This is a genomic window from Haemophilus haemolyticus M19501 (assembly GCF_000222025.1).
Taxonomy (GTDB): Bacteria; Pseudomonadota; Gammaproteobacteria; order Enterobacterales; family Pasteurellaceae; genus Haemophilus; species Haemophilus haemolyticus_G.
Window position 1 is genome coordinate 25,504 of record NZ_AFQO01000010.1, and the last position, 20,130, is coordinate 45,633.

The following is a 20,130-nucleotide window of genomic DNA, read 5'->3' on the forward strand; positions in this document are numbered from 1 at the left end:
AATGAAAAAAATTATTTTAACATTATCACTTGGGTTACTTACCGCCTGTTCTGCTCAAACTCAAAAGGCTGAACAAAATGATGTGAAGCTGACACCGCCGACCGATGTGCGAAGTGGATATGTACGTTTAGTGAAGAATGTAAATTATTACATCGATAGTGAATCGATCTGGGTGGATAATCAAGAGCCACAAATTGTACATTTTGATGCTGTGGTTAATTTAGATAAGGGATTATATGTTTATCCTGAGCCTAAACGTTATGCACGTTCTGTTCGTCAGTATAAGATTTTGAATTGTGCAAATTATCATTTAACTCAAGTGCGAACTGATTTCTATGATGAGTTTTGGGGACAAGGTTTACGTGCAGCACCTAAAAAGCAAAAGAAACATACGTTAAGTCTAACACCTGATACAACGCTTTATAATGCTGCTCAGATTATTTGTGCGAATTATGGCAGAGCACAGCCTTCAGATAAAAAATAACAAAATCTAGCGAATAAAAAATACGGTGAAGTTTCACCGTATTTTTTAATTAAATATTCTTCTTTGTTTTCGTGTTTTGACTACTTGAACTATTAATAATAAAGCAAGAATTATCACATATACTGCAAAAATAAATACCAGCCATTGCACCATCGTCACACCGAATAATGACCATTGACTTTCATTACAAGAGCCAGTCGGGCTAAACATAAATGGAAACCATTGGTGAAACGGTAAAGTTTCAGGAAAGTTTGGAATAAATTCACATTGTTTCCAAGGGGCTGGATTCATTTGTAAATCAAGATGACGGAATGAAACCAATAATCCCTTAATGCCACTGAATAAGCCTAATGCCAAAGCGATTAATCGAATGATTAAAGCGCGAGGTTGAAGTAAACCTATAATGCCCGCAATAAATAACCCAATTATTGCTAAACGTTCATACACGCAAAGTACACAAGGTTGTAATCCCATTCCATATTGGAAGTAAAGTGCGGTAGATTCTAGTGCTAAACTTGAGAATGCCAGCAGAAACCATGCAGAACGTTTTTCAGAAAATTGTTTTAAAAGTGCGAGCATTTTTCCTCCTTAAATTGGAAAAATCAAACCTAAGTTTGCTAGCCAAATAGTAGCAGCTGGTAAGATAAATTCAATAGCCAGTAACCCAATGATCGAAAGTACAATCGTGTAAGGTAAAGCCATATAAACCATTCTTCCATAAGAAAGCCGAATTAATGGGGCTAATGATGAAGTTAATAAGAACAAGAAGGCAGCTTGCCCATTTGGTGTTGCTACTGACGGCAAGTTTGTACCTGTATTGATTGCAACTGATAGTAATTCAAATTGATGCGGTGCAATTACTCCATTAGTCAGTGCAGCTTTGGCTTCATTGATGTAAACCGTTGCAACGAATACGTTATCAGAGATAGAAGAAAGCAAGCCGTTAAATACATAGAATAAGGCAAGCTGTGTATTTTCTTCCGCAGAAAGAACGAAGTGAATGATTGGTGCAAAAAGTTTTTGATCAATAATTACGGCAACCACAGAGAAGAATACCACGAGCAATGCAGTGAAAGGTAAGGATTCTTGGAATGCTTTACCGATAGTATGCTCATCAGTCACACCAGTGAATGCTGTGGCAAAAATGATGATACTTAAACCAATTAAGCCTACCGCCGCGAGATGAAACGCCAATCCAAGAATTAACCAAATTGCGATTAACGCTTGGACGCCTAATTTAATTTTGTCTTGTTTAGACATTTTTTCTGAATTAGTGCGGTCTAAATCTGACAATATTTTCCATACGTCTTCAGGTAATTTTTCACCATAACCGAATAATTTGAATTTTTCGACTAAGAAGCAAGTGAGCAATCCGCAGATAAATACTGGAATCGTAACTGGTGCCATACGGAAGAAAAATTCAATGAAGTTCCATTTTGCTTGTTCTGCAATAATTAAGTTTTGTGGTTCACCCACCATCGTCATCACACCACCAAGTGCTGTACCGACGCCAGCGTGCATCATCAAACTACGTAAGAATGAACGGAATTTTTCCAAGGTTTCATGGTGTTGTGTTGTAATTTTCCCATCATCGGCAATATCAACGGCATCAATTAAATTATTACCTGATGCGACTTTGTGATAAACACCATAGAATCCCATTGCTACGCTGATAATTACGGCAACAACCGTTAATGCATCAAGAAAAGCAGATAAAAAAGCTGCACTAAAACAGAATGCAAGGGAGAGTGCAATTTTTGAACGAATTTTGACAAGTAATTTCGTGAATACGTAAAGAAGTAATTGTTTCATAAAGAAAATACCTGCCACCATAAACATCAGTAACAGGATTACTTCAAAGTTTGCCATAATTTCCGTTTTTACGTGTTCTACATTTGTCATCCCGATAATAATGGCTTCAATCGCTAATAAGCCGCCTGGTTGTAAAGGATAGCATTTTAATGCCATTGCTAGCGTAAAAATAAATTCTGCAACGAGTAACCAACCCGCAATAAAAGGGCTGACTAAAAAGAAAATAATAGGATTAATAATAAGAAAAACCACAATAGCGAGCTTATACCATTCTGGACTCGCCCCAAGAAAGTTTTTCATAAAAGCTTGTGTGTTTGTCATAGAGAACTCCATTATTTTTATCACGTGAACATTGTAATATATCCCCCTTTAAAGGATAATAAAAACTGAGTAATTTTTTTATAAAATTGCATTTTTTTTGATTTTTATCTGATTTTTAATTGTAATGCAAAACGATAACGATATTTTAAAAGCCCAAAGTCCAGCAGCCTTAGCAGAAGAATATATTGTCAAAAGCATTTGGCAAGATGTTTTTCCCACGGGCAGTAATTTACCATCAGAACGTGATTTAGCCGATAAGATCGGAGTGACTCGCACCACTTTGCGTGAAGTTTTACAACGTTTAGCGCGTGATGGTTGGCTGACTATTCAGCACGGCAAACCAACAAAAGTAAATAATATCTGGGATACGGCAGGGCCGAATATTATTGAAACACTAATCGGTTTAGATATGCAGTCAGCACCTTTGATTATTGATAATATGTTGTCTTTACGCAGTAAAATGTCTGAATCTTATATTTATGAGGCAGTAAAAAATTCTCCAGAGCAATCTGCCGCACTTTTTGCTGAATTAGATCAATTACAAAATACGGCGCAAGATTACACAGAATTTGATTACAAATTATTTCGTCAATTTACCGTAGTGGCTAACAAACCCTTTTATCGTTTAATTTTTAATAGTTTGAAAGGGGTTTACCAACGAATTGGCTTTTTATTTTTTAAAGAAGAAAAACACCGAGAACTTACAAAAACATTCTATTTAGAAATGCAACAAATTTGCCTTGCGGGAAATGCCGATGCGGTGGTGGATTGTATTCGTAAACATAATTTACGTTCTTCAACTTATTGGAAAGCTATTCTAGAGCGATTGCCGCAGAACCTTTCAGATTAATTTCAACATCAAAAGTGCGGTGAAGTTTAACCGCACTTTTTCATTAATATAGATAAACATTATGCGCATACCAAGAATTTATCATCCTGAATCCCTTGAAAATCAAACTCAATGTCAGCTTTCCGAAGACGCGGCAAACCATGTAGGGCGCGTGTTAAGAATGACAGAAGGCGAGCAAATTGAACTCTTTGATGGTTCTAATCATATTTATCCAGCCAAAATTATTGAGTCGAATAAAAAATCGGTAAAGGTAGCGATTTTAGGGAGTGAGCTTGCGGATAAAGAATCCAATTTAAAAATTCATTTGGGTCAAGTGATTTCTCGCGGAGAGCGAATGGAATTTACCATTCAAAAATCGGTGGAATTGGGTGTGAATGTGATTACACCATTATGGTCTGAACGCTGTGGCGTAAAGCTTGATGGCGAACGCATGGATAAAAAAATTCAACAATGGCAGAAAATTGCGATTGCAGCTTGTGAACAATGCGGTCGTAATATTGTGCCAGAAATTCGCCCATTGATGAAATTGCAAGATTGGTGCGCAGAAAATGATGGGGCACTGAAATTAAATTTGCACCCACGCGCACAATATTCCATTAAAACCTTACCGGGTATTCCCGCTGAGGGCATTCGTTTATTAATTGGCTCGGAAGGTGGATTATCTGCACAAGAAATTGCACAAACTGAACAGCAAGGATTTACTGAAATTTTATTAGGAAAGCGTGTTTTGCGTACTGAAACTGCATCGCTTGCGGCGATTAGTGCACTACAAATTTGTTTTGGAGATTTAGGTGAATGATGGAGTTACAAGGGAAATTTTTGATCGCGATGCCACACTTAGAGGATTATTTTAATCGTACTGTGGTGTTTATGTGCGAGCATAATGAGCAAGGCTCGATGGGGTTAGTGATTAATCAGCCCACGGATTTAAGCATTGCGGAACTTTATTCAAAACTCAATTTTATGATGAAAAATGACCGCACTTTTAGCAATGAAATGGTGGTTGCAGGTGGCCCTATGCATAATGAAAGAGGTTTTATTCTACATAAGAATACACCTAATGAATTTCAGCATACTTATAAAATTACGGATGATCTTTCAATGACAACCTCTGCTGATGTAATAGAGACGCTAGGTTCTGAACTTGCGCCAGAAAAATACCTTATCGCTCTTGGGTGCTCTAGCTGGGAGGCTGGGCAATTGGAAAAAGAAATCACTGATAATGCTTGGTTAGTCGCGACTGCGAACGATCAGATTTTATTTGATATGCCTTATGATGAGCGCTATGTTGCGGCGAATCAATTGCTTGGTATTCACCCACATAATTTTGTGTTTGCACAAGTGGGGCATAGCTAATGGGGATTACTGCACTTGCTTTTGATTTTGGTACCAAAAGTATAGGCTGTGCAGTAGGGCAAAGTATTACTGGCACCGCACAAGCCTTGCCTGCTTTTAAGGCGCAAGATGGTATCCCAAACTGGGATGCTATCGAAAAATGCTTGAAAGAATGGAAACCAGATGTTGTCGTAGTTGGTTTGCCTTTAAATATGGATGGAACAGAGCAAGATCTCACTTTGCGTGCTCGTAAATTTGCGAATCGTTTACAAGGTCGTTTTGGCGTTAATGTTCAGTTGCAAGATGAACGTCTAACAACAACAGAGGCACGCAGTGAAATTTTTGACAGAGGCGGTTTTCGTGCCTTAAAAAAAGGCAAAGTAGATGGGATCTCTGCTTGTTTGATTCTAGAAAATTGGTTTGAGGTTGCAGAATATTCGGAATAAAAAAAGCCCTTTCAAAAGCTGAAAGGGCAAAAATATTTGGAGTCATACTATGAGTTGTTGAATTAACAAATCAGGTATGTGGCTTATTATAATAATAAAATACAAAAATGCAACATTTTTTTAACAATTTTTTGTCATTTAATTATGTGGATTTCTTGTATTGCTATTGACTAAATTACGCATTAATAAGGCGTAGTCTAAGTTGATATCTTGTGGTACGTCTAAGAACACAAAATGCCCATCACCTAGTGCTGCATCAACCGTTTCATTTTTACGATTTAGCATTTTTTCAATTTTGAAATTGATATTCCCCTGAGGGGTCATCATTTCTACATCATCACCAAGTAGGAATTTGTTCTTCACCGCCACTTCAGCCATACCTTGTTCGTTACGTTTGCCCGTAAATTCACCGACAAATTGCTGACGATCAGAAATAGAATAGCCATATTCGTAGTTTTGGTATTCATCGTGCGTATGACGGCGTAAGAAACCTTCGGTATAACCACGATGAGCAAGGGATTCTAACGTATCCATTAAGCTTTCATCAAATGGTTTGCCCGCGGCTGCATCATCAATTGCTTTGCGGTAAACTTGAGCAGTTCTTGCACAATAATAAAATGATTTAGTACGGCCTTCGATTTTTAAAGAATGCACACCAAGTGCGGTCAATTTTTCTACATGTTGTACGGCACGCAGATCTTTTGAATTCATAAAGTAGGTGCCGTGTTCATCTTCAAACGCTGTCATTTGTTCGTCAGGCTTTTGTGATTCGGTATAAAGGAAGACTTTATCCGTTACCGCACCCTCGCCTAAGGTTGGTGCTACATTTTTCACTTCGATTTGTTGAGCAGGATCGATTTTCGGCACGATGTTGCCTATTTCATCCGTCGTGCCTTCTTCCATTTTGTATTCCCAACGGCAAGCATTGGTGCAAGTGCCTTGATTTGGATCGCGTTTGTTGATATAGCCAGAAAGTAAGCAACGGCCAGAATAGGCCATGCACAACGCACCATGTACGAAAATTTCGAGTTCAATATCTGGCACTTGTTGGCGAATTTCAGCAATTTCATCTATTGAAAGTTCGCGCGATAAAATCACACGAGTTAATCCCATTTGTTTCCAGAATTTTACCGTAGCCCAGTTTACCGCATTGGCTTGCACAGAAAGATGAATATCAATATTAGGGAAATTTTCACGCACCAACATAATTAAGCCTGGGTCAGACATAATTAAAGCATCTGGTTTCATATCGATGACAGGTTGTAAATCTTTAATAAAAGTTTTGAGTTTGGAATTATGGGGCGCAATGTTTACCACTACATAGAATTTTTTGCCAAGGGAATGGGCTTCATCGATCCCGATTTTCAAATTGGCGTGATTAAATTCATTATTGCGTACACGTAAGCTATAACGAGGTTGTCCTGCATAAACCGCATCTGCACCATAAGCAAAGGCGTAGCGCATATTTTTAAGAGAGCCTGCAGGGGAAAGTAATTCTGGTTTGAATTGGGTTGTCATAATATTCTCTTTTGTCTGATTTCAGGTCAGGGATTTGCGCTAGGCAAATCGTTAGGTCGGGTATTGTAGAGAAAATATTTGGCTTGTAAAGGAAAGTGCGGTTAAATTCTTAGTAGAATTTTATGTAAAATTTAACCGCTTAATAGATTGTATTTAATTCCTCAAATCTTAGGATAGTAATTTATCTTTCGTTTCTGAAATAAACCATAATCCAATCAAGCTCAACACAGCGTTTAGGGTTAAATAAATCCCCACGCCTTTTAAGCCGTAGTGAGCATTCAGCGGTAAGGCAATGATTGCCGCAACACTTGCCCCGAATAAACCAGTGATGTTGTAAGTGAGTGACGCACCTGAATAGCGGGCGTGAGTTGGGAAAAGTTCCGGCAGGAAGCTGGCGAGTGGCCCGTATCCCATACCGATAAGTCCCATGCCGATAAACAAGAACCAAAATAGGCTGGCGGTAGTGCCGTTTTCAAGGAAAAACGGCAAAGCCAAGCCGAAAATCGCAACGCCAACAGTTGTCCAAATGAGCCAAATACGGCGACCAACTTTGTCGATATATTTGCCCGAAACGGCGATGGTAATAGCCAATGAAACCGCACTTGCCATCAATAAAGCGGTAAAAATTTGCGGGGAAAATCCTAATCCCATTGCGTATCCTGCCTCTGAAACCGTTGGAGCAGATTTTGCGTAAATTTGGCTAAAGGCAATCATAATGTAGAACAGCACATAGCCTGCAATACAAATTAACATCCCCAAGAAAAACGGCTTGAAATGGGTTGTGAAAACTTCCCACATTGGTAAGCGTTTAGGTTTTGGCTTGTTAAGTGCAGCGAGGAAAATCGGGGCTTCAGTCAGTTTTAGGCGAACATATAAGCCAATTGCCACTAAGATAACGGAAGATAAAAATGGTATCCGCCACGCCCATTCAGCCATAGCTTCTTGTCCGAAAATTGCCGTAATGCTTAAGAATACGCCATTTGCCAACAACAAGCCAAGCGGTGCACCCAGTTGTGGGAAAGTACCATACCAACCTCGTTTACCTTCTGGAGCATTTTCGACCGCAACTAACGCTGCACCGCCCCACTCTCCGCCTAAACCGATACCTTGCCCAATACGACACAAACAGAGCAAAATTGTCGCCCAAATACCGATGCTGTCATAAGTCGGCAACAAACCGATAACCACAGTGGAAACGCCCATCAACAGCAAGCTCATCACAAAAGTATTTTTCCGCCCAAAACGGTCACCGAAATGCCCGAACAATATTGCTCCCAAAGGACGAGCAATAAAAGTGAGTGCTAAAGTGGAAAGGGCGGCAATCTGCCCTGAAAGTGGATCTGCGGCATGGAAGAATTGATGGTTAAATACCAATACCGCTGCCATTGCGTAAATGTAGTTATCGAAATACTCAATCGCCGTGCCGACCATCGTCGCTGTCGCGACCTGTTTTAGACTATTTTGCGTATTCATCACTTGCCTCCCGTAATGCTTTTGTTGCGGCTTGCACATTTTCTGCGTGACTGATGGCTGTAATCACTGCCACACCGTCCGCCCCAAATTCTCGTAAGGTTTTAACGTGAGCTAACTTCACCCCACCAATTGCCACAAGCGGTTTAGTTATCCCTGCTTTTCGCAAAGTTTGAATAAACGCCATCCCTAGTGTTGGCTTTGGATTCTCTTTCGATTGCGTTGGGAAAATCGGGCCAATCCCAAAATAATCAATTTCCGCTAAATTTTCCCCAATTTTTGCCTCGTCTAAACGATTCACCGACCAACCAATAATTAGCGGTTTATCTGTTTTAGCTCGAATCTCTTGCACAGGCATATCGCTTTGCCCAACGTGAATGCCATCCGCCTCGATTTCCAACGCCAAATCAACGTTGTCGTCTACAATAAAGGGTACGCCATATTCACGGCACAAATCACGACAACTCATCGCCAGTGCCTTCTGTGCTGAGGGTGTATGTTCTAACGAAAATTTGCCTTTATCCCGAAATTGAAAGCAGGTAATCCCACCTTCTAACGCTTGTTTAAGCACGAATAATAAATTTTCCGACAAGTTCTCGCCCAAATGACGGCAATCTTGCGTGCCTGCCACAAAGTAAAGCGGTAAGATTTTTTGAATATTTTTCATCTTTCAATCCTTAAAGGCGACTGTAAGCCCAATGATTTGTCGGCCCCTGTCCTTGCCCAATATTCAACGGGTGAGAAATCGCAGCGGTAATAAAATCTTTCGCTGTTTTTACCGCACTTTGCAACGGTTCGCCTTTCGCCAATTCTGCGGTTAAACAGGCAGAAAAGGTACAGCCCGTACCATGTGTATGCGGCGTGTTGAAACGGGGGCTTTGCAAAGTAAAATGACGACCATCTGCAAGTAAAACCCAATCTTGGCACAGCTCACTTTGCGAATTGAGCGAATGTCCGCCCTTAATAATCACATTCTTCGCTCCTTGTTTTTGCAACGCTTTTGCGGCTTGTTGAATACTGATGTCGTCCACAATCGCAATCCCCGTTAATGCTTCCGCTTCGGGAATGTTCGGTGTAATCACGTCCGCCAACGGCAGCAATTTTTGGCTTAACGCACTCACCGCTTGCTGTTGCAATAACGGTGCACCACCTTTGGCGATCATCACAGGGTCTAGCACCAGCGCGCCGAAAGGCTTATCAGCAAGAAAATCTGCAACGCATTCAATAATTTCTGCATTGCCCAACATACCAATTTTGCAACTTGCAATTTGGAAATCATTTTTGACCGCTTCCAGTTGCGCTTGAATTGTTTTCAGTGGAATAGGGTGAATATCAAATACGCCAAGTGTGTTTTGTGCCGTAACTGCCGTGATTGCTGATGTACCAAACACGCCGCACATTTGGAAGGTTTTAAGATCCGCTTGAATGCCTGCACCACCGCCACTGTCTGACCCTGCGATGGTTAAAACTTGTTTCACATTACTCATTAATGCGCCCTCTTTGTCCAATGGTTTCAGGGGAAAGTGCAGCAAGCTCGTCCAACAAACGGATTTGGAACTGTCCCACTTGTGTGGTTAAGCCTTGCGCCGCACACTCGCCTGCAATGGTGTATGCTACACAGGCTTCTAATGTCGCAGAAAAATAATTCCCTTCACTTACCGCTAAAAATGCAGCACACACGGCACTCAATAAACAGCCCGAAGCCGTAACTTTCGGGAACAATGACGTGCCGTTGTGAACGGTCGCAGTTTGTGTGCCATCGCTGACAATATCCACCGCCCCACTAATCAACACCGTACAGCCATAGCGTTGAGCCACTTTCTCGGCAACGGCTTTTAAATCCACTTCGCCCTGACCTGCATCTACACCTTTTGCTTGCCATGCTTCTCCTGCAATGGCAGCCAGTTCGCCTGCATTACCACGAATAAGTGCGAATTTTACTTCTGCCAGCAATTGGCTAATGGTCTCACGGCGATAGCTCGTTGCTCCCACACCAACAGGATCTAACACTACAGGAATTCCAACCTCATTTGCTGTTTTTCCTGCCTGCAACATCGCCTCCCGATCTTTACCAATCAGCGTACCAATATTAATGACCAATGCTTGACTGATTTTCGGTACTTCCTGCATTTCTTCGACATTCGCCGACATCAAAGGCGAAGCTCCTAATGCCAACAAGCCATTGGCACTAAAATTCGCTGCCACAATGTTGGTGATGTTATGAATGAGCGGATTCTGCTCACGGATTTTGGATAGATAGATGGATTTCATTTTGTCTCCTGTTGTTATGCCAAATCCAACCCCATTTGCCAAAACGCAATTTCCATTCTAGTTGCAGTGGCGAAAATCTGTTGAATCTCAGCAAGCTGACTTGGGTTTAGCGGTTTGCAAAGTGTGGTAAGAAAATCAACGGTTTCTTGGGCGGCTTGTTGAAATTCCTCGCTCGTATAGGTGTCAATCCACGTTTGATAAGGGTTGTTCGGTAAGCGAGGATAATGCTGAGTAATGTAACGGGCAACTTGAGCGTAACCCAAAGCACAAGGGGTCACGGCTGCATAAAGCTCAGCTAAACCGCCCGTCATGCCGCAATCAAGCAAATAGCGGGTATAAGCAATACAAGCGGCACTTTCTTGAGTAGCAAAAATCTCTTGTTCGCTAATGCCCCATTGACGGCAATAATTTAAATGCAATTGAATTTCTTGGCAGAGTATCTCTAACGTTTTGCGAGGAATTTCCATTTCCGCAAAATTTTTTGCTTTATATACGCCCAAAGCAAAGGCTCGACTATAGTGGAACAGATAGAGGTAATCTTGCTTTAAATAATGCTGAAAACAAGCTTTTGGCAGCGTACCTTTTGCGAGCTGTTGCACAAATTCGTGTTCAATATATTGTTGCCAATAAGGCTGAGCTTGTTGAATGAGTTGTTCAATCATCTTTTTTCCTTATTCAATTTCTACCGCATATTCTTTCAACGCTAAGACTTTTGGAATTAATCCTTTTTGTTGCATAAATTCTGCCATTTGTTGATAACGTTTAGCGTCTAATTGGCGAGGTTTATTGGCTAAGAAGGGGAGCGTGTCTTTCCACGCCAGTTGGTTTAATGGCGTGTTGAGTTCATTCGGTTTATAGCTTACAAAGGCTTGCCACGCTTCATTGGGGTGAGCTTGCAGATAGCTTGTGGCTTGTTCAAGTGCGGTCAAAAATGCAGATGTTTTTTTATCTGTTACGCTATTTTTATTGGCAACTAAAATCAATTCATCATAAGCAGGCACGCCATATTGTTCAGGGAAGAATGCGACGCCTTCTTGCTTTTCTAAAGCAAGCTGATTAAGTTCAAAATTACGAAACGCACCAATCACCGCATCTACTTGTCTAGTTAAAAGAGAGGGCGAAAGCGACCAATTTACATTCACTAATTCCACATCTTTATTGCTTAAACCAATAGAATGAAGCATTGTGTCAAGCAATCCATCTTCAAAACCGCTGACAGAATACCCTACTTTTTTACCTTTTAAATCAGCAAGGGTTTTCAAATTGCTCTTTTTTAGTACCACTACGCTATTTAATGGATTTGAAATCAGTGAACCCACTCGTACTAAAGGTAAGCCTTCTGCCACTTGTTGATAAAGCTGAGGCTGATAACTCACGGCTAAATCAACTTTTCCTGCCGCTGCTAATTTCGGCGGTAATGCAGGATCAGCAGGTTCGATAATTTCAACCTCTAAGTTATTTTTTTCAAAAAAGCCTTTTTGTTGAGCCACAACGATGGCTGCGTGATCGGGGTTTACATACCAATCTAGCATTACGCTGATTTTCTCTTTTGCAAAGCTAGGAAGTGTGAGCATTAGCCCCATTACAAAGCTGAAATAACGGATGATTGTCTTCATTTTTTTCTCCTTTAATGAAAAGTTAAACAGACCAAATAAAACGGTGTAATAGCCTATCAATACTGAAATATAAGCAGAGTGAAATTGCCACTAAAATCAGCAAGGCAGCAAACATTAAATCGACTTGCATTCTGGCATTGGCATGAATCATCAAATACCCCAAGCCTTCAGACGAACCTACCCATTCGCCCACCACTGCACCAATCGGGGCGACCGAAACCGCAATACGCAAGCCCGAAGCGAAGGCAGGCAAAGCTGCAGGTAATCGCACTTTAAGCAATAAACGCAAGGGGGAAATGTTAAAGGTTTTCGCCAAATCGAGCCACGCTTGCGGGGTGTTGCGTAGCCCATCATAACAAGCTGCCGTGACGGGGAAGTAGATAATCAGCACCGACATCACAATTTTGGATGCCATTCCATAGCCAAACCACAACACCAACAACGGTGCGATGGCAAACACGGGAATCGCTTGCGAAATGACCAAAATCGGCAATAACACGGCGGAAATTTGACGAGAAAATGAGAGCAACAACGCCGAAATCAACCCAAACAGAAAGCCTAACAACAGCCCTAAGCAAATTTCTAACAACGTGACTTGCGTATGCTGCCAAAGCAGTTCAGCGTGTGTGAATAACTGCTGCCCTACAGCTTGCGGTGAGGGAAAAATGTAGTGTGGGAAGCTGCCCAAGGTTGCGACCATTTGCCAGAGCATCAACAACACACCTACAATTAAAAGCGGTTTGAGCAGGCGAATTTTCATTGTTCGCCCCCTAATTCCCGCAATAATTGTTGCTGCAACGCCCATAAATTGGCTTGATGCAACTCACGCGGGGCGTTACCTTCGGGCAGAATCACCGCCGACAATGCTGTTTGATGAGTTTCAGGCGAACGCAGCACAAAAATACTATGGCTTAGCCGCAATGCCTCTTGTGGATCGTGGGTCACGAGCAGCACTGATTTATCTTCGAGCAATTCAAAGGCTAAGTCTTGAAGTTGATGGCGACTGATGGCATCAAGAGCGGAAAAAGGCTCATCAAGCAAAATCAAATCCGCCTCTTGCATTAAGGTGCGTGCCAAGGCAACCCGCTGTTTTTGCCCGCCTGAAAGTTGCGAACAAGGCTTGTGCCAATGTGCTGCCATTCCCACTTTTTCAAGCAACATTTTAGCTTTTTCAGTGGTTTTTGCAGATTTTCGCCCAAATAAGACCGCTTGCAATTGTACGTTATCAACAATTGATAGCCACGGATAAAGTGTCTCTTTTTGAGGCAACCACGCAATACGAACTTTCGGTTCAAATAGGATTTTTCCCTGCACCACGCCTTGCGTTTCAATGCCCGCCAGTAGTCGCAAAAGTGTCGATTTCCCCACGCCTGAACAGCCCAACAAGCTTACCCACTCGTTCGGCAACAGGGTTAAATTAAGATGCTCAAATAACGTCTGCCCGTTAAAGGCAAGACTCAAATCTTGAATACGCACCATCGCTCGCCTCAATGATTAAAGGGAATGCGTAATAAAAAGGAAAGGATAAGAAATGGAATGAAAAGAAAATGGATTTTTTGGCATATTAGTTTCCTACGGCAGTGCTAACTGTTTCAGGTTCACGGGTATCATCTCAGCCTTTCGGCACCCCGACTAAAAGTAGGAAAAATTCTATACTGCAATGAAAAATAAAACAAGGCTGAATTTTATTGGCTTTGGTTTATGATTTTTTAGCAAAACTAAATTTATACAAAATGCCTTTCCGATTTTATTCTTCGGAAAGGCATTGAAATTGAATGCGGTTTTATCTATTAGATATTTACACTATTTCTAAATAATACCGTAGAAATTAACCGCACTTTTGTCATCTAAGCAATTATTTTACGCGAGATACGTATTCGCCAGAACGAGTATCAACTCTGATAACTTCGCCGATTTGGACGAAAAGAGGTACTTTTACGACTGCGCCAGTGCTTAATGTTGCGGGTTTACCGCCTGTACCAGCTGTATCGCCTTTAAGGCCAGGGTCTGTATCGACGATTTCTAATTCAACAAAGTTTGGTGGCGTAACAGTAATTGGCGCACCATTCCATAAAGTCACGATACAATCTGCTTGGTCTAATAACCATTTTTCTGCATCACCTACAGCTTTTGCATCAGCAGAATATTGTTCAAATGTTTCTGGGTGCATGAAATACCAGAATGCATCGTCTTTGTATGAATAAGTTAAGTTAAGATCCATAACATCAGCAGCTTCAACCGAAGTACCAGATTTGAAGTTTACGTCTAATACTTTGCCTGAAATTAATTTACGAATACGAGTACGGGTGAAGGCTTGACCTTTACCTGGTTTTACGAATTCATTTTCAACGATTACGCAAGGTTCACCGTCTTGCATAAATTTTAGACCTGGTTTGAAATCACTGGTAGTATATGTAGCCATATTTTTAATATCCTAAAAATTAGAGATGGTTTGAAAAGTGCGTATTTTAACCCAAGAACCCGTCATTAGAGAAGAACAAAATTGGCTCACAATTCTAAAAAATGCGATTTCAGATCCTAAATTATTGCTAAAAGCCTTAAATTTACCAGAAGATGATTTTGAGCAATCCATTGCTGCACGGAAACTTTTTTCGCTCCGCGTACCACAACCTTTCATTGATAAAATAGAAAAAGGTAATCCGCAAGATCCCCTTTTCTTGCAAGTGATGTGTTCTGATCTAGAGTTTGTACAAGCCGAAGGATTTAGTACGGATCCCTTAGAAGAAAAAAATGCCAATGCGGTGCCGAATATTCTTCATAAATATAAAAACCGCTTGCTCTTTATGGCGAAGGGCGGTTGTGCTGTGAATTGTCGTTATTGCTTCCGCCGACATTTTCCTTACGATGAAAACCCAGGAAATAAAAAAAGCTGGCAACTGGCATTAGATTACATTGCGGTGCATCCTGAAATTGAAGAAGTGATTTTTTCAGGTGGCGATCCTTTAATGGCGAAAGATCATGAGTTAGCGTGGTTAATAAAACATTTGGAAAACATACCGCACTTACAGCGTTTGCGTATTCACACTCGTTTGCCTGTCGTGATTCCGCAACGGATTACTGATGAATTTTGTACCTTATTAGCAGAAACTCGTTTGCAAACAGTTATGGTGACACACATTAATCACCCGAATGAAATTGATCAAATTTTTGCTCATGCGATGCAAAAATTAAAAGCCGTGAATGTCACGCTTTTGAATCAATCCGTTTTGCTAAAAGGCGTGAATGATGACGCGCAAATTCTAAAAATATTGAGTGATAAACTTTTCCAAACAGGAATTTTACCTTATTACTTGCATTTGCTAGATAAAGTGCAAGGAGCGAGCCATTTTCTGATTAGCGATATCGAGGCTATGCAAATTTATAAAACCTTGCAATCTCTTACATCTGGCTATCTTGTTCCCAAACTCGCACGAGAAATTGCTGGCGAACCAAATAAGACTTTATACGCGGAATAAGATCCGATAAAATATCGCGTAATTTTTTCGCCGCACTTCCGTGGCTAATTAACATGAATAACAACAAGTATCAGGAGTAATCCAGTGGATTCTATGAATAAAAATCAAAATGAACAATCATCTCAAGATGAATTAGATTTAGGCCTTAACCAAGAGCCGATTACACCAAAGAAAACAATTCAGCCAAGTTCGTCAATTTTAGGTAAAGCAAAAGGGTTATTTGCCAAAAAAAATCACGTGCAAACTAACTTTCAGCAACGTAAAGAACCTACTTTTGGCGATTCATCAGCGCAAGAAAATGCTCCTTTAATTCCGAGTGAAAATTTGAAAACAGCACAAGAGCCAGTTCTTCAAACTTCTTCCACAGAAGAAAATATTTCTACTGTTGATGAAGAAATCAGTGCTGAAAATAACGCGGATGAAACCGTCGAAAAGGCTGAAAAACCTATTTTAGCCCAACCAGAAAAATGGAAAGTGTTGCAAGTATTACCAGCAAAACATCGTCGTTTGTTTATGGCTATTTTTGTGTTGGTTATTTTATTGATTATTTTCTTTGCATTAAAACCAAGTTCTGACACCGTTGAGTCTTTCACTCAATCTAACAGCAATGAAATCCCAGTTCAGTTCCAATCTTTAGATCAAAATCAACCAGTTGAAACCACGATTTTAGATAATCCTCCTGCACAAAATCAGATGGCGGCAGAGCAAGCTAACCAACCTGAAAATGCGCCAAAAGCAGATGAATCGGCTAATAGTGTAACCGCTCAAAATCAACCTGCAGAAAACATGGCTGCGCCACAAAATATGGTTGCGCCACAAAATATGGCTCAAGCTGCTGTTCAAACCTCAAATACAATGGATTCGGCTAAGCCTATGCAAGCTGCTCAACCTGAGCCACTACAAACTCAACAAGCTCAAGTGGAACAGCCAAAAGCGCCAACTGTTGTAGCACCAGTTCCACCAGTGAAAAAAGTAGTAGAACAACAAGTTGCGCATAAAGATATTGCGAAAAAAGAAGTGAAGGTTGCTGAAAAAGCACATGTACCAGCAAAAGCAACTGAACAAACCGTCGCTAAAACAGCAGGAAAAGCACCAATTGTTGAAGCCAAACCGGTTCAAGTTAAAAAAGAAACTAAGGTTCAAATAGTTGATGCAAAACCTGCAACAAAAGTAGCTGCACCAACTGCATCGGCGAAAACATTAACTGTGCCTAAAGGCGTTTCTCTTATGCAAGTATTCCGTGACAATCAACTTAATATTTCGGATGTTAATGCAATGAGTAAAGCTGCGGGTGCGGGCAATGTGTTAAGTAGCTTTAAACCAGGTGATAAAGTTGCGATATCTGTGAACAGTCAAGGGCGAGTAAATGAAATGCGTTTATCTAACGGTACGCGATTTGTCCGTCAGTCTGATGGTTCTTATGAATATAAAAAATAGTTTTTAGGGCGAGCAATCGCCCATTTTTCTTTTTCAAGTAGGATGTTATGTTTAAAAAAACGTTTCTAATTTTAACCGCACTTTGCTTGATCGGTTGTACTCAAAATGGTTTACCAAAGAAGCCAGAGCCGCAAAAGATGCAGGTGGAAAAAGTAGATAAAGCTTTGCAAAAAGGTGAGGCTAAAGTTTATTTGTGTAAAGATGATAAGCAAGTTCGTGTGGTTCATTCCACTCAAAAAAAACGTAAAAAATCATTGCATCACATTACGGTGACTTTCAATGCTATGTCAGAAAAATTGACATTAATGATTTCTGAGCGCGGTAAAAATTACGGCAATATTCGTTGGGCGTGGCAAGAGCGCGATGATTTTAGTGTGCTAAAAACTAATTTAGGTGAAGTTTTAGCGGAACAATGTGTGTTACAACCCGTAGAGCGTTTATCCGGTAATTAATTGTGCAAACCGAACTCCAGCGAGGCTTTATTCTTCATCGTCGCCCTTATAGTGAAACGAGTCTTTTAGTGGATTTGTTTACTGAAGAAAGTGGTCGCCTAACCGTGATCGCCAAGGGCGCACGAGCAAAGCGTTCATCTTGGAAGTCGGTCTTGCAACCTTTCACACCTTTATTGTTGCGTTGGACGGGAAAAAGTTCATTGAAAACCCTTACTAAAGCTGAACCCGCCGCAATTACACTTCCTTTACAACAAACCGCACTTTATAGCGGTTTTTATGTGAATGAGTTACTGACTCGTGTCATTGAGCCTGAAACGCCGAATCCTTCGCTGTTTCAACATTATTTAAAATGCTTAACGGACTTGGCAACTGAAACCAATGTTGAGCCAACTTTGCGTCTTTTTGAATTTCAACTTTTACAAATTCTCGGTTACGGCGTGGATTTTCTGCATTGTGCAGGATCTGGCGAGCCTGTAGATTGTACAATGACATATCGTTATCGTGAGGAAAAAGGTTTCATTGCATCCTTAGTGAAAGATAATCTCACCTTTTACGGAAGAGATTTGTTAGCCTTTGAAGCCCTTGATTTTTCTGATGATGCGGTACGTCAAGCGGCAAAACGTTTTACTCGTATTGCACTGAAACCTTATCTTGGCGATAAACCATTAAAAAGCCGAGAATTATTCACTCAAAATATTTTACTTCTAAAATAATGGTTCTTCTTTATACCCCAAAGCAAAAAACAAACAATGTTCAAACCGTTACGGCTGATATTCTTGATTTAGATTATCAAGGTTTAGGCGTCGCGAAAATTAATGGTAAAACTTGGTTTATTGAAAATGCACTTCCGCACGAAAAAGTGGAATGTCGTATTCTGGAAGATAAACGCCAATATGGGCATGCTACGGCAAAAAAATGGTTAGTAAAAAGTTCTGAACGTTTAGAACCTAAATGTGCTCATTTTATGCGTTGTGGTGGTTGCCAAGGGCAACATATTCCGATTGAAATGCAGAGGAAAGCGAAAGAATCCGCATTGTTTAAACGATTAAGTAAGTTACAGTCAGAACCGATTTCATTTCAACCTATGATTTGCGGCGATGCTTGGGCGTATCGTCGTCGTGTGCGTTTGAGTTTATGGTTTAATCCAAACACAAAACAAATCGAGATGGGCTTTCGTCAGAAAAATACCAATGATTTAATTAGCGTTCAATCTTGCGAAGTGGCAGAACCTGCAATTAATTATTTACTACCTAAATTAGCCGCACTTTTAGAACAATTCTCTGCGCCGAAACAGCTTGGGCATATTGAATTGGTGGCGGCCGATAATGGCGTCGCAATGTTGTTACGTTATACGAAAAATCTTGCAGAAACTGACCGCACTTTATTGCTCAAATTTGCTGAACAAGAAAAGTTAATGCTGTTTTTACAAAGCGATGAAGGCATTGAACAAATCTATGGCGATGCACCTTATTATCAATTTTCTGATGGCATAAAATTACATTTTGATATTCGTGATTTTATTCAAGTGAACAGAGCATTGAACGAACGTATGGTCAATACAGCCTTGGATTGGCTTGAATTGAACCAACAGGATTGCGTGCTCGATTTATTTTGCGGCATGGGAAATTTTACGCTCCCTCTCGCCAAACGCGTGAAAAGTGCGGTAGGAATTGAAGGTGTTTTTGAAATGGTACAAAAAGCGGAGCAAAATGCCGCAAGAAACCAAATCAAGAATATTGAATTTTTCCAAGCTGATCTTGACCAATCCTTTGTTGAACAACCTTGGGCTAATCAGTCGTTCAATAAAATTTTGCTTGATCCTCCACGCAGTGGTGCAGCTTTCGCGTTAAATGCGTTGTGCGAGTTGAAAGCAGAGAAAATTTTATATGTATCTTGTAATCCCGCAACATTAGTGCGCGATGCGGAAATTTTATGTAATTTTGGCTACAAGATTGAAAAAAGTGCGGTGATAGATATGTTCCCTCATACGGGGCATTTGGAGACGGTAGTACTATTGTCCAAACTCGATGTCGATAAGCATATAGATGTTGAAATTAAGCTGGATGAGCTTGATTTGACAAGTGCTGAAAGCAAGGCTACTTATGCACAAATCAAAGAATATATATTGGAAAAATTCAATTTAAAGGTTTCGACACTCTATATTGCACAGATTAAAAAGAAATGTGGTATTGAATTAAGGGAGCATTATAATAAATCAAAAAAAGAGAAACAAGTTATTCCACAATGCACACCGGAAAAAGAGGAAGCTATCATGGATGCTTTAAGGCATTTTAAGATGATCTAATAGAAAAGATACTAATTCAAGTTAAAAATTATATGGTAAAGGAGAGTGAATGTATGGAAAGTATTAATGTTGAATGTCAGGTATTTACTCCTCGTAATATTGTCATTGAGATATTAAATCAAGCTGGATATATAGAAAAGCTATATGGGAAAAAGGTCCTAGAAAATTCTTGTGGTGATGGAGCTTTTCTCGTTGAAATTGTTGATAGATATATAGTAGATTGCTTAAAACAAAATTTTACTAAAAATAAGATAATCTATGGATTGGAAAATGATATATATGGAAATGAAATAGATGAAAAACACAAAACAAATTGTATAGATAATTTAAATAAGGT

Annotated in this window: 22 protein-coding genes, 1 pseudogene and 1 riboswitch; of the genes and pseudogenes, 11 read left to right on the forward strand and 12 right to left on the reverse strand. The window is 40.3% G+C overall.

The annotated features are described in order from the left end of the window. Window position 1: 1 nt before the first annotated feature. Window positions 2-484, forward strand: coding sequence for a surface-adhesin protein E (locus GG9_RS02800; RefSeq protein WP_005632026.1), 483 nt, complete (start codon window positions 2-4; stop codon window positions 482-484). A gap of 45 nt (window positions 485-529) precedes the next feature. On the opposite strand, the gene dsbB is transcribed toward GG9_RS02800, so the two are convergent. Further along, window positions 530-1,063 carry a disulfide bond formation protein DsbB gene (gene dsbB, locus GG9_RS02795; protein ID WP_005632029.1) on the reverse strand — a complete coding sequence of 178 codons (534 nt, stop codon included), beginning with the start codon at window positions 1,061-1,063 and terminating at the stop codon, window positions 530-532. Window positions 1,064-1,072: 9 nt separating this feature from the next. Then, window positions 1,073-2,617, reverse strand: a complete 1,545-nt coding sequence (gene nhaB, locus GG9_RS02790; RefSeq protein WP_005632032.1) for a Na(+)/H(+) antiporter NhaB — start codon at window positions 2,615-2,617, stop codon at window positions 1,073-1,075. A gap of 124 nt (window positions 2,618-2,741) precedes the next feature. Here nhaB and fadR point away from each other — a divergent pair, with 124 nt between their 5' ends. From fadR to ruvX, 4 genes are all read left to right on the forward strand, one after another. Next, a complete protein-coding gene (gene fadR / locus GG9_RS02785; protein ID WP_005632034.1) occupies window positions 2,742-3,467 on the forward strand; it encodes a fatty acid metabolism transcriptional regulator FadR in 726 nt (241 codons plus the stop codon). 61 nt (window positions 3,468-3,528) lie between these two features. Beyond that, entirely contained in the window at window positions 3,529-4,266 is a 738-nt protein-coding gene (gene rsmE, locus GG9_RS02780) for a 16S rRNA (uracil(1498)-N(3))-methyltransferase (protein ID WP_005632037.1), read from the forward strand. After that, window positions 4,263-4,823 carry a YqgE/AlgH family protein gene (locus GG9_RS02775; RefSeq protein WP_005632039.1) on the forward strand — a complete coding sequence of 187 codons (561 nt, stop codon included), beginning with the start codon at window positions 4,263-4,265 and terminating at the stop codon, window positions 4,821-4,823. Before rsmE ends, GG9_RS02775 begins: the two co-directional genes overlap by 4 nt. After that, a complete protein-coding gene (gene ruvX, locus GG9_RS02770; protein WP_005632041.1) occupies window positions 4,823-5,248 on the forward strand; it encodes a Holliday junction resolvase RuvX in 426 nt (141 codons plus the stop codon). Before GG9_RS02775 ends, ruvX begins: the two co-directional genes overlap by 1 nt. Before the next feature lie 138 nt (window positions 5,249-5,386). Here the strand turns inward: ruvX and trhP are convergent, their stop codons facing one another. The 10 genes from trhP to efp all read right to left on the reverse strand — a co-directional run bounded on the left by trhP (window position 5,387) and on the right by efp (window position 14,545). After that, entirely contained in the window at window positions 5,387-6,766 is a 1,380-nt protein-coding gene (gene trhP / locus GG9_RS02765; protein ID WP_005632043.1) for a prephenate-dependent tRNA uridine(34) hydroxylase TrhP, read from the reverse strand. Window positions 6,767-6,934: 168 nt separating this feature from the next. Next, window positions 6,935-8,239, reverse strand: a complete 1,305-nt coding sequence (locus GG9_RS02760; RefSeq protein ID WP_005632046.1) for an MFS transporter — start codon at window positions 8,237-8,239, stop codon at window positions 6,935-6,937. Next, on the reverse strand, window positions 8,223-8,903 hold the full coding sequence (thiE, locus tag GG9_RS02755; RefSeq protein ID WP_005632048.1) for a thiamine phosphate synthase: 681 nt from the start codon (window positions 8,901-8,903) through the stop codon (window positions 8,223-8,225). Before thiE ends, GG9_RS02760 begins: the two co-directional genes overlap by 17 nt. A 10-nt stretch (window positions 8,904-8,913) precedes the next feature. After that, window positions 8,914-9,723 carry a bifunctional hydroxymethylpyrimidine kinase/phosphomethylpyrimidine kinase gene (thiD, locus tag GG9_RS02750; RefSeq protein WP_005632051.1) on the reverse strand — a complete coding sequence of 270 codons (810 nt, stop codon included), beginning with the start codon at window positions 9,721-9,723 and terminating at the stop codon, window positions 8,914-8,916. Further along, complete coding sequence (gene thiM, locus GG9_RS02745) at window positions 9,716-10,507, reverse strand: hydroxyethylthiazole kinase (RefSeq protein ID WP_005632053.1); 792 nt, start codon at window positions 10,505-10,507, stop codon at window positions 9,716-9,718. Before thiM ends, thiD begins: the two co-directional genes overlap by 8 nt. 14 nt (window positions 10,508-10,521) lie before the next feature. Continuing rightward, window positions 10,522-11,169: a thiaminase II gene (tenA, locus tag GG9_RS02740; protein WP_005632055.1), complete on the reverse strand. Its 648-nt coding sequence runs from the start codon at window positions 11,167-11,169 to the stop codon at window positions 10,522-10,524. A 9-nt stretch (window positions 11,170-11,178) separates the two neighbouring features. Next, window positions 11,179-12,123: an ABC transporter substrate-binding protein gene (locus GG9_RS02735; protein ID WP_005632057.1), complete on the reverse strand. Its 945-nt coding sequence runs from the start codon at window positions 12,121-12,123 to the stop codon at window positions 11,179-11,181. Between the two features lie 22 nt (window positions 12,124-12,145). Next, the gene (locus tag GG9_RS02730) at window positions 12,146-12,883 is read right to left on the reverse strand and encodes an ABC transporter permease (protein ID WP_005632059.1); all 738 of its coding nucleotides are present in this window, start codon (window positions 12,881-12,883) and stop codon (window positions 12,146-12,148) included. Beyond that, complete coding sequence (locus GG9_RS02725) at window positions 12,880-13,602, reverse strand: ABC transporter ATP-binding protein (protein ID WP_005632061.1); 723 nt, start codon at window positions 13,600-13,602, stop codon at window positions 12,880-12,882. Before GG9_RS02725 ends, GG9_RS02730 begins: the two co-directional genes overlap by 4 nt. A gap of 73 nt (window positions 13,603-13,675) precedes the next feature. Continuing rightward, window positions 13,676-13,764, reverse strand: a riboswitch (TPP riboswitch). Between the two features lie 214 nt (window positions 13,765-13,978). Continuing rightward, window positions 13,979-14,545: an elongation factor P gene (gene efp / locus GG9_RS02720; RefSeq protein ID WP_005544066.1), complete on the reverse strand. Its 567-nt coding sequence runs from the start codon at window positions 14,543-14,545 to the stop codon at window positions 13,979-13,981. A 37-nt stretch (window positions 14,546-14,582) separates the two neighbouring features. Between efp and epmB the strand changes: the two genes are divergently transcribed. The 6 genes and pseudogenes from epmB to GG9_RS0108805 all read left to right on the forward strand — a co-directional run. After that, entirely contained in the window at window positions 14,583-15,599 is a 1,017-nt protein-coding gene (gene epmB, locus GG9_RS02715) for an EF-P beta-lysylation protein EpmB (protein WP_005632063.1), read from the forward strand. A gap of 84 nt (window positions 15,600-15,683) precedes the next feature. After that, the gene (gene oapA / locus GG9_RS02710; protein ID WP_005632065.1) at window positions 15,684-17,036 is read left to right on the forward strand and encodes an opacity-associated protein OapA; all 1,353 of its coding nucleotides are present in this window, start codon (window positions 15,684-15,686) and stop codon (window positions 17,034-17,036) included. A 47-nt stretch (window positions 17,037-17,083) separates the two neighbouring features. Then, complete coding sequence (locus GG9_RS02705) at window positions 17,084-17,488, forward strand: hypothetical protein (RefSeq protein WP_005632066.1); 405 nt, start codon at window positions 17,084-17,086, stop codon at window positions 17,486-17,488. A 2-nt stretch (window positions 17,489-17,490) separates the two neighbouring features. Next, window positions 17,491-18,201 carry a DNA repair protein RecO gene (gene recO, locus GG9_RS02700; RefSeq protein ID WP_005632067.1) on the forward strand — a complete coding sequence of 237 codons (711 nt, stop codon included), beginning with the start codon at window positions 17,491-17,493 and terminating at the stop codon, window positions 18,199-18,201. Then, window positions 18,201-19,508: pseudogene (gene rlmD, locus GG9_RS02695) on the forward strand (23S rRNA (uracil(1939)-C(5))-methyltransferase RlmD); the annotation flags it as partial. The gene recO and the pseudogene rlmD, both read left to right, overlap by 1 nt. Before the next feature lie 338 nt (window positions 19,509-19,846). Further along, window positions 19,847-20,130 (forward strand): N-6 DNA methylase (locus tag GG9_RS0108805; protein ID WP_032825113.1); only part of this gene is annotated, 284 nt, incomplete at its 3' end.